The 13,049-nt window shown below is 60.5% G+C and carries 14 protein-coding genes; 6 read left to right on the top strand and 8 right to left on the bottom strand.

The genetic code is table 11. The annotated features are described in order from the left end of the window. Window positions 1–147 precede the first annotated feature (147 nt). From AB6K10_RS06225 to AB6K10_RS06215, 3 genes are read right to left on the bottom strand one after another with little or no spacing between them, the layout of a single operon-like run. Complete coding sequence (locus tag AB6K10_RS06225; protein WP_339118191.1) at window positions 148–366, bottom strand: DUF1653 domain-containing protein; 219 nt, start codon at window positions 364–366, stop codon at window positions 148–150. Next, on the bottom strand, window positions 363–1,211 hold the full coding sequence (tcdA, locus tag AB6K10_RS06220) for a tRNA cyclic N6-threonylcarbamoyladenosine(37) synthase TcdA (protein WP_339118190.1): 849 nt from the start codon (window positions 1,209–1,211) through the stop codon (window positions 363–365). Before tcdA ends, AB6K10_RS06225 begins: the two co-directional genes overlap by 4 nt. Before the next feature lie 8 nt (window positions 1,212–1,219). After that, window positions 1,220–1,993 (bottom strand): pseudouridine synthase, encoded by a 774-nt coding sequence (locus AB6K10_RS06215; RefSeq protein WP_159341120.1) that lies wholly within the window; start codon window positions 1,991–1,993, stop codon window positions 1,220–1,222. 207 nt (window positions 1,994–2,200) lie between these two features. Between AB6K10_RS06215 and AB6K10_RS06210 the strand changes: the two genes are divergently transcribed. The 6 genes from AB6K10_RS06210 to AB6K10_RS06185 all read left to right on the top strand — a co-directional run bounded on the left by AB6K10_RS06210 (window position 2,201) and on the right by AB6K10_RS06185 (window position 9,241). Next, on the top strand, window positions 2,201–3,736 hold the full coding sequence (locus AB6K10_RS06210; RefSeq protein WP_339118189.1) for an ABC transporter substrate-binding protein: 1,536 nt from the start codon (window positions 2,201–2,203) through the stop codon (window positions 3,734–3,736). Next, window positions 3,733–4,692 carry an ABC transporter permease gene (locus AB6K10_RS06205; RefSeq protein ID WP_339118188.1) on the top strand — a complete coding sequence of 320 codons (960 nt, stop codon included), beginning with the start codon at window positions 3,733–3,735 and terminating at the stop codon, window positions 4,690–4,692. Before AB6K10_RS06210 ends, AB6K10_RS06205 begins: the two co-directional genes overlap by 4 nt. After that, window positions 4,689–5,543, top strand: a complete 855-nt coding sequence (locus tag AB6K10_RS06200; protein ID WP_339118187.1) for an ABC transporter permease — start codon at window positions 4,689–4,691, stop codon at window positions 5,541–5,543. The genes AB6K10_RS06205 and AB6K10_RS06200 overlap by 4 nt, the downstream gene beginning before the upstream one ends. Next, the gene (locus AB6K10_RS06195) at window positions 5,540–6,955 is read left to right on the top strand and encodes an ATP-binding cassette domain-containing protein (RefSeq protein ID WP_339118186.1); all 1,416 of its coding nucleotides are present in this window, start codon (window positions 5,540–5,542) and stop codon (window positions 6,953–6,955) included. The genes AB6K10_RS06200 and AB6K10_RS06195 overlap by 4 nt, the downstream gene beginning before the upstream one ends. Before the next feature lie 70 nt (window positions 6,956–7,025). Then, window positions 7,026–7,559: a superoxide dismutase family protein gene (gene sodC, locus AB6K10_RS06190; RefSeq protein ID WP_159341112.1), complete on the top strand. Its 534-nt coding sequence runs from the start codon at window positions 7,026–7,028 to the stop codon at window positions 7,557–7,559. 212 nt (window positions 7,560–7,771) lie between these two features. Continuing rightward, on the top strand, window positions 7,772–9,241 hold the full coding sequence (locus tag AB6K10_RS06185) for a carbon starvation protein A (RefSeq protein ID WP_159341110.1): 1,470 nt from the start codon (window positions 7,772–7,774) through the stop codon (window positions 9,239–9,241). A 96-nt stretch (window positions 9,242–9,337) separates the two neighbouring features. On the opposite strand, the gene bfr is transcribed toward AB6K10_RS06185, so the two are convergent. The 5 genes from bfr to lptF form a co-directional block, all read right to left on the bottom strand. Continuing rightward, window positions 9,338–9,823 (bottom strand): bacterioferritin, encoded by a 486-nt coding sequence (gene bfr / locus AB6K10_RS06180; RefSeq protein ID WP_159341108.1) that lies wholly within the window; start codon window positions 9,821–9,823, stop codon window positions 9,338–9,340. Between the two features lie 183 nt (window positions 9,824–10,006). Next, complete coding sequence (locus AB6K10_RS06175) at window positions 10,007–10,213, bottom strand: (2Fe-2S)-binding protein (RefSeq protein WP_159341106.1); 207 nt, start codon at window positions 10,211–10,213, stop codon at window positions 10,007–10,009. A gap of 158 nt (window positions 10,214–10,371) precedes the next feature. Then, window positions 10,372–10,845 carry an RDD family protein gene (locus AB6K10_RS06170; RefSeq protein WP_254436445.1) on the bottom strand — a complete coding sequence of 158 codons (474 nt, stop codon included), beginning with the start codon at window positions 10,843–10,845 and terminating at the stop codon, window positions 10,372–10,374. Between the two features lie 34 nt (window positions 10,846–10,879). Next, window positions 10,880–11,944 carry an LPS export ABC transporter permease LptG gene (lptG, locus tag AB6K10_RS06165; RefSeq protein ID WP_339119599.1) on the bottom strand — a complete coding sequence of 355 codons (1,065 nt, stop codon included), beginning with the start codon at window positions 11,942–11,944 and terminating at the stop codon, window positions 10,880–10,882. A gap of 5 nt (window positions 11,945–11,949) precedes the next feature. Further along, window positions 11,950–13,029, bottom strand: a complete 1,080-nt coding sequence (gene lptF / locus AB6K10_RS06160) for an LPS export ABC transporter permease LptF (RefSeq protein ID WP_159341102.1) — start codon at window positions 13,027–13,029, stop codon at window positions 11,950–11,952. Between the last annotated feature and the right edge of the window lie 20 nt (window positions 13,030–13,049).

Below are 13,049 nucleotides of genomic sequence, written 5' to 3'. Positions count from 1 at the left end.
AGTATGTCTGCTTGCCGCTTATGCGACAACTATTGTTATAAAGATAGCTAATTATGGAATATAAGCAATCACCACCACAAAAATGCCGCCTCCCTGGCAACAGGGGGCGGCAATCCATAAGAGCACTAGTGGCGCAATCGATACGGGCTAAAACGCCTTCTCTAACGCAAAGCGCGGTTGGGTCTTCCCCTCTTTCGTCACGCTCTCCGTGAACATCGCTAGCGGGCGCACCCAAAGGCCGTAGTCGCCGTAGAGCGCGCGGTAGACCACTAGCGGCTCTTCGCTTTCGCTGTGCTGGGCGGTGCCCACCACTTCGTACAGGCTGCCTTTGTAGTGGCGGTAAATACCGGGAACGGGAGTGGTCATTCGTTTTCCTCTTGAATAGCTTGAGTGGCGGCGGGCTGATTCGCTTTCTTGGCGAGGCGCTCCAGCACTTTGGAGGCGGCCACGAAGCCAAAGGTGCCGGTGAGAAAGGTCGCCGCGCCAAAGCCGGAGGCGCAGTCGAGCCGTGTAGCCTCGTTGCTGCCGGGCTTTTGCAGGCACACTTCGCCGTCGGCACTGGGGTAGACCAGCTGCTCGTCGGAGTAGACGCACTCCACCGAGAAGCGCCGCTTGGGATTGCGGGAGAAGCCGTAGTCGCGGCGCAATCTTGAGCGCACTTTAGAGAGCAGTGGGTCGTGCTCGGTGCGGGTCAAGTCCGCCACTTGGATGCGCGTGGGGTCGGTTTGTCCGCCCGCTGCGCCGGTGACGGTAATCGGGATTTTGCGTCGCTTGCACCAGGCGATTAGCGCGGCCTTGGCAATTACGCTGTCGATGGCATCCACTACATGGTCAGCGTCATCGGGAATGCGCTCGGCCAGGTTGGTGGACGTGACGAAGGCGGTATCCGCGATGATCTCGATCTCGGGGGCAATCAGGCGGCAGCGCTCGGCCAGCACGTCTACTTTGGGCTGGCCAATCGTGCCATCCAGCGCGTGGAGCTGGCGGTTAACGTTGGAGACACACACGTCGTCCAGATCGATCAGCGTGAGTTTGCCGATGCCCGAGCGGGCGAGCGCCTCGACCGTCCAGCTACCCACACCGCCGACCCCGACCACCACCACATGGGCACGGCGAAATGCCTGCGCCGCACGCTGGCCGTAGAGGCGTCGAATACCGCCAAAGCGGAAGTCATAATCGCTAGAGGAAGTCGTGGATTCATTCAATGACATGGGCTGGCTCACAGTGCTTGCAGGGCAGAAGGCGTGGCAATGGGCGGCGTTCGCACGCTATCTAGCGGTAAATGCCCCTGCCAGCCAAACTGCTCGAACAGATTTTTCATCGTCTCATCCACGGCGCAGCTAAGCTGAATGCGTTTATCCAGCAGCGGGTGATCAAACGCTAAATAGGTCGCGGCAAGCAGCAGCCGCGGGGCGGCCAGCTGCTCGGCAAAAAAGCGGTTGTGGACACTTTTGCCATGCTTGGCGTCGCCAATGATCGGGTAGCCACGGCGGGATAAGTGGCGGCGAATTTGGTGTCGCCGCCCAGTCAGCGGCCGTGCTTCCACCAGGGAATAGCGCGCCACCGGGTAGCGGTCTACCTGCACCGGCAGCTCGACGCTATCCAAGCGGCGAATATCGGTCATCGCGGGCATGGCGGGCATTTCTGCCTTGGGGCGCGTGCCGTCCTCTTCCCGTAACGGGTAATCCAACCGCTCCTGCTCCGGCGCTTTGCCGCGCACCACCGCCAGGTAGCGCTTCTCTACCTGGCGTTCGCTAAACCCTTCGCTCAGCAGGGCGGCCGCCTCGGAGGAGAGACCAAACACCATCACGCCGGAGGTAGGCCGATCCAGCCGGTGCACCGGGTAGACCCGCTTGCCGAGCTGGTCGCGCAGGCGCTGAAGCAGGAACTCGGTTTCCCCACGCGCCAGCGCTGAGCGGTGCACTAACAGGCCTGACGGCTTATGCACCGCTACAAGATGCTCATCCTGATAAAGGATGTTGAGTGGCTGCATGGAACTCCTTGATACATAGGCAGAGCATTTGGACATGAAACAGAAACGTGAAAAAGGGGCATAAAACAGAGATGTGGAATCGCGGGCTATTGTCGCGACTTGGAGCGCTAATGTCATCCACTGGGTAAATGAGAATGACATTCACAAACCTACCCAAGCTAATCGTTACGTTATAAAATAACTTTTTAAACCCATCAGGAGTTCCTTATGAAGCGCGCCTTCGCTGCGGGGGTTACCCTACTGCTTGCTTTGCCGACCGCCTCTTCGCTTTGGGCGGCTGACCAACGGCTGGATATCGTCGCCCCTTGGGAAATCAAGAGCGCCAACCCAGCCACCTCCGGCTACGTATTTGGCCGTATGCGCGTAGCGGAAACCTTGGTGGACACCGATGCCGACGGCCAGCTTGCCCCGGGGCTTGCCACTGAGTGGCAGGTATCGGATAACGGTTTGACGTGGCGCTTTACCCTTCGCGAAGGCGCGACGTTCCATGACGGCAGTGCAGTCACGGCTGACGCGGTGCTGACAAGCCTGGAAGCCGCGCTGGCCAAGCCCGGCATTCTCGACAGCGCCCCCATTCGCCACATGAGCGCGGATGGTCGTGACGTGGTGATCGCGCTTGATAGCCCCTTCTCGGCGCTGCCTGCGCTGCTGGCCCACTCGACGGCGCTGATTCTCGCGGAAGCTGCGTTCGATGCGCAGGGCGATGTCGTCGCGATGATCGGCAGCGGCCCTTACCAAGTCGAGGAGCTAAGCCCGCCCCAACGCCTGACCGTGACGCGGTTTGATAACTACTGGGGCGGCGCGCCCGCCATTGCCAGCGCCAGCTATCTCGCCGTGAGCCGTGGCGAAACCCGCGCGTTAATGGCGGAGAGCGGCGATGCGGATATCGTGTTTACCCTCGACCCCGCCAGCCAAGCGCGGCTCTCCCGCAATGCCCGCTTAACGCTGCATAGCGAACCGCTGCCGCGAACGATCATGCTGAAGCTCAACGCCGGACACGCGTTACTGGACGATGCCCGCGCCCGCCAAGCGCTGAGCATGGCGATTGACCGGCAAGGCATTGCCGCCGGCCTGCTGCGCACGCCAGAGGCTGCCGCGGCTGAACTCTTTCCAGTCAGCCTAGGGCCGTGGCACCTGGGCCTAGAGGCCAGCACTGCCCAAGATGTAGAGGGCGCCAAGGTGCTGCTAGCAGAACTCGGCTGGCAGACGGGCAGCAACGGCATGCTGGAGCGCGATGGCGAGCCTTTCGCGCTAACCCTGCGCACCTACGCCGACCGCCCCGAGCTTCCGCTAGTGGCCACCGCCCTGCAAAGCCAGTGGCAGGAGATTGGCGTGGCGCTGGAAGTCGCTGTGACCAACGCCAGCGAGATTCCCTCTGGCCACCACGACGACAGCCTGGAAGTGGGTCTATCGGGCCGCAACTATGGCTTGGTACCGAACCCGCTGGGCTCGCTGCTAGACGATATTGGCAGCGACCCAGACGCCATGGGCGGCGACTGGGGCACCATGAACTGGCGCGATGAAGACGTTGCTCAGTGGCTCGACACCCTTCGCCAAGCCACCGATGAGCAAACGCTTACGGATCTCGCGCCGCTCGTGGCCGAACGCCTGCATCAAGAAATGCCGCTCATTCCCATTGCCTGGTATCAGCAGACGGCGGCGGTGAACCAGCAGTTGGAGGGCTTCTCTATCGACCCGCTAGAGCGCAGCTACCGCATTGACCAACTGGAGTGGGCAGAGTGATCTCACGCGCAAACCAAGGGCTTGGCCACCTGCTGCTGTCGCGGCTTTTTCAGGCGGGGTTAGTGGCGTGGCTAGTTGGCACGCTGACCTTCGTTCTCACCCGCACCCTACCGGGGGATATGGCCTACCGCATTGCGGCCGGGCGCTATGGTCACGACATGGTAGACGGAGCGGCGGCGGAAGCCGTGCGGGCGGAGCTGGCGCTCGACCAGCCGGGGCTGAGCGCGTATGCAGGCTGGCTGTGGGACTTGCTGCAGCTGGATTTAGGCCGCTCGCTGGTGAGCGGCCGCCCGGTGATCCAGGAGCTTTCCCACCAGCTAGGCCACTCGCTCAGCCTGGCCGTGATCGCGGTACTGCTCTCGCTGCTAATTGGCCCACCACTAGGCCTAGCCGCAGGGCGCAAACCCGGTGGCGTATTGGATCGCGTGAGTGAAGTGGCCGCCAGCGTGCTGCGCGCCCTGCCCGCTTTTGCCGTGGGGCTGTTACTGATCATGCTGTTTGCGGTCACGCTGGGCTGGCTACCCGCCGCAGGCCATGACGGTGCCGCACACACCCTGCTGCCTGCGCTAACGTTAGCGCTGGGTTTGGCTGCCGTTTCCAGCCGCGTGGCGCGCAACGCCATGGCGGACGTTTCGCATTCCGCTTACTACGCCTTTTCTCACACCAAAGGCCTCAGCGCACGGCAAAGCTTTTGGCGCCACGGCCTGCGCAACGCCTCGGTACCCGTGGTGGCGTACCTGGGCGTGCAGTTCGTTTACCTGATTGAAGGCGTCGTGGTGGTAGAAACCCTGTTTGCCTGGCCGGGCATCGGCCACGCCCTGGTTCACGCCATCGTGGCCCGAGATGTGCCAATGATTCAGGGCACCGCGCTGGTGATGGGGCTGCTGTTCGTGCTGCTCAATACGGCGGTGGATATGACCTGCTACCTACTCGACCCACGGAGACGCCGCGCATGATGCCTGATTCCTCATCATCTTCCACGGCGTCGCGTACAGCGTCATCACCCTTGCGCCGTTACTTCACTTCACTCACGGTTCGTCAGTGGTGGGGCGCGGGCTTACTCCTGCTGCTACTGGCCTTTGCCTGGCTGGTGCCCTGGTTAAGCGATGCCGACCCTGCCCGTCAGCAGTTAACACGTATTTTGCAGGCACCTTCGCTGACCGAGCCTTTCGGCACCGACCATTTGGGCCGCAGCATGCTGGCACGCTTGGCGTCAGCCATTCAGCTATCGCTGGGCATGGCGCTACTGAGCGTGGCCACCGCCGCCATTCCTGGCGTTCTGTTGGGTGTCATGGCCGGTTGGCGAGGCGGCTGGTGTGACCGCGTGCTGGGCAGCATCGCGGATGCTTGCCTAGCCCTGCCCGGCCTGCTGCTAGTGCTTCTGCTGGTGGCCATTGCGCCCGGCAATTTCTGGGCGCTCTATGTGGGTATTTCACTGGTGCTGTGGATCGAGTACTTCCGCGTGGTGCGTGCCCGTACCCAGGCGCTGGTGAGTTCGCCACAAATCGAAGCGAGCCGTCTTCTCGGCTTTGGCACGGTGATGCTGTTCCGCCGCCACTTGTGGCCAGAGCTAGCCCCCCAGGTATTCACCTTAGCAGCCTTTGGCGCCGCCAGCGCCATTCTCGCTATGGCGGCGCTTGGCTTTGTGAGTGTCGGATTGCGCCCACCCACCGCCGAGCTTGGCCTGATGATGATCGAACTGCTGCCCTACTACCACGAAGCCCCCTGGGCCATGGCACAGCCGATCATCGTTCTGTTCGTGGTGGTACTGAGCTTAAACCTCCTGGCTGGGAAGGACCCGCGATGACATCGATGACCTTAACCACCACGCTGCTACAAGTGAACGAATTAGCGATCAGCGGGGACGGCGTCACCATTGCCCCGATCAGCTTTACCTTGGAAGCCGGTCAGCGCCTCACGCTACTAGGCGAAACCGGCTCCGGTAAGAGCCTGATCGCCCAAGCCATTATGGGCACCCTGCCTGCTGGACTGAGCGCCCAAGGCGCGCTGGAAATCGCCGGAAAGCGCTTTGCGGCAGCAGAACCCGCTACCCGCCACGCCCTATGGGGGCGAACCCTGGCGCTGCTGCCTCAAGAGCCCTGGCATGCCCTCGACCCCACCATGCGCGCACAGGCGCAAGTCGCGGAAACGCATCGCTTCGTGGCGGGAAAAACAACACCAGCCGCCAACGAGGCCGCCAGCGTGGAGTTGAGCCGCTTGGGCTTAGCCCAGGCGCTGAACAAGCTGCCGGGGGAGCTTTCCGGCGGCATGGCCCAGCGGGTGGCGTTTGCCGCCGCCAGCGCGGCGGGCGCGCCTATCGTCATTGCCGATGAGCCGACCAAGGGCCTGGATGCCCCGCGTCGGGATGAAGTGGTCGAACTGCTTGCCCACACGCCCAACCGAGGCGGCGCACTGCTGACGATTACCCACGATATCGAGGTCGCCAGGCGGTTAGGGGGCGACGTCATCATCCTGCGTCAGGGCCAGGTCGTTGAACGTGGCCCGGCGGACGTGCTGCTCGATCAGCCACAAACGGCGTATGCTCAGCGCTTATTAGGGGCGGAGCCCAGCCGCTGGCCAGACCCGCCCTCTTTCACGGGCAGCGCCCAGGCACCCGTCATCAGTGCGGATGCGCTGCGCATGGCGCGAGGCGGGCGCGAGCTGTTTCGCGACCTTTCCGTCAGCGTGCGCCCCGGCGAAATCGTCGGTGTCGTCGGCCCCTCCGGCTGTGGCAAGAGCACGTTGGGCGATATTCTACTCGGCGTGACACGCCCCATCTCTGGCCGCGTGGATGTCTCTCGCGAGATGCCGAGGCTTGGCCGCCAAAAGCTCTACCAAGATCCGCCCGCCGCTTTTTCACCCCACTGGAGCCTGACCCAACTGCTGGAGGATTTGCAGCGCCGCCACCGCTTCGAGCAGCGCGCGATTGCCCCTTTGATGCAGCGCTTGGGCCTCAACGAGCAGCTGTTGAGCCGTCGACCGGGTGAGATCTCCGGTGGTGAGCTGCAGCGCTTTGCCATTCTTCGCGTGCTGCTGCTCAAGCCGCGCTTTCTATTTGCCGATGAGCCTACCTCGCGGCTCGACCCTGTCACCCAGCAGCAGACGCTCGGCCTGCTGGTGGAGCTGGCCCGGGAGCAGGCCTGCGCGGTGATGCTGGTCAGCCACGACCCGGCATTGATCGAGAAAGTGTGCGACCAGACGCTCACGTTGGCGGGTTGAGCAGCGGGCAGCTACGCTGTAATAGCGCCCCTTTTTAGGGCTTCCATGGATCAGGAAAGGAGCAACCAAGATGCGCTATTCACTACCCCTTACCGGTATTGCCGCGAGCATGCTGTTGGCCACGGCGGTTCACGCTAACGAGTCGCTGGATGTCGAGATGCATAAGGTCAGCGCCGACGGTGTGGAGGAGTCCATTGGCACGGTGGCCGTTGAGCATACCGAGCACGGCGTGCTGCTCACTCCCTCACTCACCGGTTTAGAGCCGGGTGTTTACGGCTTTCACGTCCACCAAAATGCTAGCTGCGAACCTGCCGACAACGACAGCGGAGAGATGACCGCTGCGCTGTCGGCCGGTGGCCACTACGACCCAGAAGAGGCGGGCACCCACCAAGGCCCCTACGGTGACGGCCACTTGGGTGACCTGCCCGTGCTCACTGTCAATGACGATGGCGAAGCCAACCTGCCGGTACTGGCTCCGCGCCTTAGCATGGAAGACATGCCGGGCCGCAGCCTCATGATTCACGCCGGGGGCGATACTTACGCGGATGAGCCCCACCTCGGCGGTGGCGGTGCCCGCATGGCCTGCGGCGTTGTCTCGTCTTAATGCTCTATTGATGCTGTTTTTGCCACCGTTTCAAACCGGGCAGCCTCATGGCTGCCCATTTTTTTGCTGACGGATCAGCGACTAACGTCGCGGGCCACTAAAGTCGTAAAGCACTTATCGGCACGTCTCTGTACATTCACCCCGGCTAAATAAGCGCGGCTTGCTGTATGGCTGTCCGCTTAACACCCTCCCTGACCAGTTGAGTGCTTTACATGATTACGTTCATTCTCTCGATAGTGCTATTAGTCGTGGGTTACTTTACCTACGGCAAGTTTGTCGAGCGCGTGTTTGTCGCGGACCGCAAGCGACAAACACCGGCGTTCAGCATGCGCGACGACATCGACTACGTGCCGATGAATACCACGCGCAACTCGCTTATTCAGCTGCTCAACATTGCCGGCGTGGGGCCGATTTTTGGCCCTATCCTGGGCGCTCTCTATGGCCCGGTGGCGTTTGTATGGATCGTGATTGGCTGTATTTTCGCAGGCGCGGTTCACGACTACCTGACCGGCATGATCTCCATCCGTAACCACGGCGCCCACCTGCCCCAGTTAGCGGGTAAATTTCTGGGCAAAACGATGAAGCACGTAGTGAATGGCTTCGCGATCTTGCTGCTGCTGTTGGTCGGTACCGTATTCGTGACTTCTCCGGCGGCCCTGTTGGCCAACATGACGTCGCTGTCGCTCACGTTGATCATCCTGGCTATTTTTGCCTATTACCTGATTGCCACGCTGCTACCGATCGATAAAGTCATTGGACGTATTTACCCCTACTTCGGCGCGCTGCTACTGTTTAGCGCCGCTGGCATCGGCATTGGCTTGGTCGTGACGGGCGCGCCTATTCCCGAGCTGTCGTTCCAGAACATGCACCCGGATAACGCGCCGATCTTCCCGCTGCTGTTCCTGACCATCTCCTGCGGTGCGCTTTCTGGCTTCCACGCCACCCAAACGCCGATCATCTCGCGCACGACGGAAAACGAAACCAACGGCCGCAAGATTTTCTACGGCATGATGATCGCCGAGGGTGTGATCGCCATGATTTGGGCAGCGGCGGCCATGAGCCTGTTCCAGGGTGAACAGTCGCTTTCCGATGTATTGGCAGCGGGCGGCCCGGCCGCTGTCGTGAGCGAAGTGTCCACCACGATGCTGGGCGCGGTTGGCGGCACGTTAGCCGTGCTGGGCGTCATTGTGCTGCCCATCACCTCGGGTGATACCGCTTTCCGCAGCGCACGGATGATCATTGCCGACTATTTGAAAGTAGAGCAAAAGCCCATCGTCAAGCGTATCTTGATTGCGCTGCCGCTGTTCGTGATGTCCTACGCGCTCACCCATATGGACTTCACGCTGCTATGGCGCTACTTCTCCTGGGCCAACCAAACCACCGCCGTGATTGCGCTCTGGACCGGCACGATGTATCTGGTGCTATCGCGCAAGCCCTACCTGATCACCTCGATTCCGGCGGTATTTATGACCATGGCGACCTTCACCTACCTCGCTTACGCGCCGATTGGCTTTAACCTGCCGCTGCAAACCAGCTACATCGTCGCGGCACTTGGCACGCTAGTCTGTATTGCGCTCTTCATGAAGCGCGTGCGCCGCCTCAGCCGCGCCACCTTTAGCGTGGATGAGCCGGTGCCTGGTGCGCTGGATCAAGACGCTACGCTGGCTACTAGCAATCGGTAAATATCAGGTCAACACTTTGCACTGAAACGCAAAACGGGCAGCCTCTGGAGGCTGCCCGTTTCTATTCGCGCGTTGACGCGTGGCTGGATCGCTGACTTACTCTTCGTCAGTGGCCAGTGCCATGTGCTTTTGCAGGTAGTTCTGGATACCCACCTGATCGATCAGTTTGAGCTGCGTTTCGATATGATCGATGTGGCCCTCTTCGTCAGCCAGCAGATCGCGAAGCAGATCACGCGTCACGTAATCTTTGACGCTTTCACAATAAGTGATGGCTTCGATGTAGTCGTTACGGCCGTCATGCTCGATCTTGAGATCGCACTCGAGCATCTCTTTGACGTTTTCACCGATGTGCAGCTTACCGAGATCTTGAAGGTTCGGGATGCCCTCCAAGAACAGAATGCGTTCGATGAGCTTGTCAGCGTGCTGCATCTCTTCGATGGACTCATCGTACTCCCACTTGGCTAGCACTTTGAGGCCCCAGTCTTTATACATCTTGGCATGTAAAAAGTACTGGTTGATCGCCACGAGTTCGTTGCCAAGCGCGATATTGAGATGCTGAATTACTTTCGGATCGCCTTTCATGCCGTCACCTTTTTTAGCGTATTGCCCTATAAAGTACTGTTTTGCACCGTACTCTTACGTTAATCAAGGAGTATAGGCCATAAAAGGCTAACTCCCAACGGTGTTGAGAGTATCAGCCATGGCGATAAAAATTCAAGTAAATCAATTATTTGCTAACGATAAGCCTAACAAGAGTGATTCGCGTCATACGGCGTAAGCGAGACTCATATCAGACTCGGCGCGTACGGCCTGAACGGCCTCGCGGGTGAGGGATTTGGCGAAGCAGGCGCATTTGCCACACTGGGTGCCGCAGCCAGTGGCTTCGCGGACTTCCCGCCAGCTGCGCGCTCCGTCGCTAACCTGCTGGCGAATCTGATGATCGGTTACTCCCTTGCACACACACACGTACATGGCGACACCTCATAAAAATCATGAGGTGAATGTAAATGATTCGCATACATCTTTTCAAGTAGAAAACGTTGTTCTTTAGTATCGATTCGCCTTAAGGCCATTGAGACATGGCATAACCCGTTGGTCGGCGGGCTATTTCCGTGGGCACCGCTCCCCCATTATTTTTTCGGCAGCACCACGGTCTCTGTCTTGGAGGCGATGTCAGGCCAGCTTCTGCGCTGCCCATCAAACAGTACCCACCAGTAGCCAATACCGAACGCCGCCAGCGAGAGCCACGCGGTTGCGCAGCGAATCAGGCTCTGCTTCAGCGTGATCGCGTGGCCATCCAGGGTTTGCACCCGCAGCCGCCACGCCTGCATACCCAGCGTCATGCCACCCCGGCGCCAGGAGTACACGAAAAACAGCGTGACGAAAAACAGCAGCATGAGCCGCAAGCTCCAGATATCGAAAGCCGTAGTGCCAATCTCCTCGGCGGGCTGGCCGAGCACGAAGCGGAAAAAGGCCAAATGCGCCACGGTCACGGCGATCCAGATGGCCGTGACCAAAAAGCCATCGTACAGCATAGCTCCCAACCGTCGGCCCAGCCCGGCGGGCCACACGTCATCCAATTGAGTAAAGCGTCGTGTCGTCACTGTTCTTGTCTCCTGGTTCGCGTCTTCGCGGCGCTTAGCCATTTCGCCGTAAGAAGTAGATCCCTACCGCGGCACAGGCAAGGGTCGGCACCAGCACCGCCCAAACGGGGGAAAAGCCAAAGATGGTGGACGCCGGGGCGAGCAAATCCTGTACGTACTTGAACACCAGCCCGGTGACCACGCCATAAAAGACCCGCGTGCCTGCCGCCACTGACCGCAGCGGACCAAACACGAACGAAGCGGCAATTAGCACCAGCGACCCCATGGTGAGCGGCATCAACACCTTCTGCCAAAAATAGAGGAGCGGTTGGTCTGCCTGTAGGTTCTGGCTTTGGAGGAAGTTGGCGTACGCCCACAGCTCGCTAGGCGCTTGGCTTTCAATATCCCGCAGCAAACGCTCCAGCTGGGTCGGTGTGAGCGCCGTTTCCCAAGCCGCACTGGGCTGGTACGCCGACTCGGTGCGATTATCAAAAATGCGCGTGGTGGTCACCCCTTCGAGCAGCCATGCGCCCTCTTCCCAGTGGGCACGATTGGCATGGGTGGCTTCGACTAAGCGACGTTCGTCGAAGCGGTAGCGGGTTAAATCCAGCACGACGTTATCCGCCCGAATGGCGCCGAAGCGATAGACGCTATTGCCTTCAAACTGCCAGCCGCTGCGGGTGGTAAGCATGGCCCTCTCGCCTTGGCGCTGCTCTAAGCGCCAGGCTTCGGCGTACTGCTCGGTCCGTGGGCTGACGAACTCTGCCACCAGTAGCACCACAACGACAACCAGCAGCACGGGCTTCATCACGCCCCAGACAATGCGCGCCAGCGATCGGCCAGCAGCACGCATCACCGTCAATTCGTTGCTAGAGGCCATGCTGCCCAGACCAATCAGCGCGCCAATCAGCACCGCGACCGGCGCGTACTGATAAAAGCGCCAGGGGAGTCGCATCCCCAAGTAGAGCAGCACGTCTAGCGCGCTGTAGTCGCCCTGGGTATCCCCTAAATCTCCGATATAGGCAATGGTGATATCCAGCCCCAGCAGCACGAACTGCACCACCACGATGGCGGCCAGCACGTTACGGGCGATATAGCGATCCATTTGATCCATTGCGATCAGCATTAGCGCATTCCCTTACGTTGCGAGTGCCATAACAGCAGTAAGCCAAGCCCCAAGAACAGCGCATGCACCGGCCACACGCCCAACGCCACCGCGAGCGAACCACTCCCGATGGCATCGACGGCGGCCAGCAGCAAACTTAAATAGGCAACGTAGAGAAACACGGCGGGTAGCAGTTTGGCGAAGCGTCCTTGGCGAGGGTTTACCCGTGAAAGCGGCTGGGCCAACAGTGCCAAGATGAAGACCATGAGCGGCAATCCTGCCCGCCACTGGAACTGCGCCTGGGCGCGCGGGTCGGGGTTTTGCCATAGCTCAGCGGTGGTGGCGTATTCGAGGGAGTCCAGCTCTTGACGATCCCGGCTCAGCCCTAGCCGCAGCGTGTAGCGCTCGAAGGTCAAGCGCTCGGCATCTTGGCGACCGGGGGTGACACCGTAGCGCTCGCCATCTTCAAGAACGAGAAAGCGACTGCCGGTGTCGACGTTCGTTTCCTGATAACCCGTACCCGCCCGTGTGATGTAGCTATGGGTCTTCTCAGCGCCGGCCATGGGCTGCTCGTGCACCAGGACTTCCTGCATTTCCGTGCCGTCACTGCTGAAGTCGGTGATGTAGGCCGTCCGCCCACCGCCGAAGTCTTGGAAACGGCCAGGGGCGAGCACCGACACGTCCAAACGGCTGCGTTGCTCCTCCAGCGTCGCCTCGGTTTGCAGCGCCCCGGCCGGAGTCAACCATACACTACATACCCCCACCAGCACCGCGACCACCGTGGCGGGCAGCAGCGTGACGCGAAAGAGCCGCGTTGGGCTCATGCCACAAGCCACCATCACGGTGATTTCACTGTTCATATAGAGCTGCCCATACGCCAGCAGAATGCCGAGGAAAAACGACAGCGGCAGAATCAGCTCCATGAAGCCCGGCAGATGAAACAGCATCAGGCTGCCTAAAATCGTGACCGGGAAGTCCCCCTCGGCAGCATCCGAGAAGTAGCGGATGAAGCGGCTGCCCATGATGACCAGCAGCAGAATGCCTGCCACGGCAGACATCGTCAGTAACACTTCGCGAGTTAAGTACCGAAATAGAATCAACGCACTCTCCGACTAGTGGT

This window comes from Halomonas sp. BMC6, from assembly GCF_964204995.1.
In the GTDB taxonomy this organism is placed as follows: domain Bacteria; phylum Pseudomonadota; class Gammaproteobacteria; order Pseudomonadales; family Halomonadaceae; genus Vreelandella.
The sequence above is the reverse complement of the archived record's forward strand: the minus strand, read 5'-3'. Positions and strand labels throughout refer to the sequence as shown.

Bases quoted from the DNA above. Each gene is read 5' to 3' on its own strand.
- AB6K10_RS06225 (WP_339118191.1), bottom strand. From the start codon at position 366: ATGACCACTCCCGTTCCCGGTATTTACCGCCACTACAAAGGCAGCCTG.
- tcdA (WP_339118190.1), bottom strand. From the start codon at position 1,211: ATGTCATTGAATGAATCCACGACTTCCTCTAGCGATTATGACTTCCGC.
- AB6K10_RS06215 (WP_159341120.1), bottom strand. From the start codon at position 1,993: ATGCAGCCACTCAACATCCTTTATCAGGATGAGCATCTTGTAGCGGTG.
- AB6K10_RS06210 (WP_339118189.1), top strand. From the start codon at position 2,201: ATGAAGCGCGCCTTCGCTGCGGGGGTTACCCTACTGCTTGCTTTGCCG.
- AB6K10_RS06200 (WP_339118187.1), top strand. From the start codon at position 4,689: ATGATGCCTGATTCCTCATCATCTTCCACGGCGTCGCGTACAGCGTCA.
- AB6K10_RS06195 (WP_339118186.1), top strand. From the start codon at position 5,540: ATGACATCGATGACCTTAACCACCACGCTGCTACAAGTGAACGAATTA.
- sodC (WP_159341112.1), top strand. From the start codon at position 7,026: ATGCGCTATTCACTACCCCTTACCGGTATTGCCGCGAGCATGCTGTTG.
- AB6K10_RS06185 (WP_159341110.1), top strand. From the start codon at position 7,772: ATGATTACGTTCATTCTCTCGATAGTGCTATTAGTCGTGGGTTACTTT.
- bfr (WP_159341108.1), bottom strand. From the start codon at position 9,823: ATGAAAGGCGATCCGAAAGTAATTCAGCATCTCAATATCGCGCTTGGC.
- AB6K10_RS06175 (WP_159341106.1), bottom strand. From the start codon at position 10,213: ATGTACGTGTGTGTGTGCAAGGGAGTAACCGATCATCAGATTCGCCAG.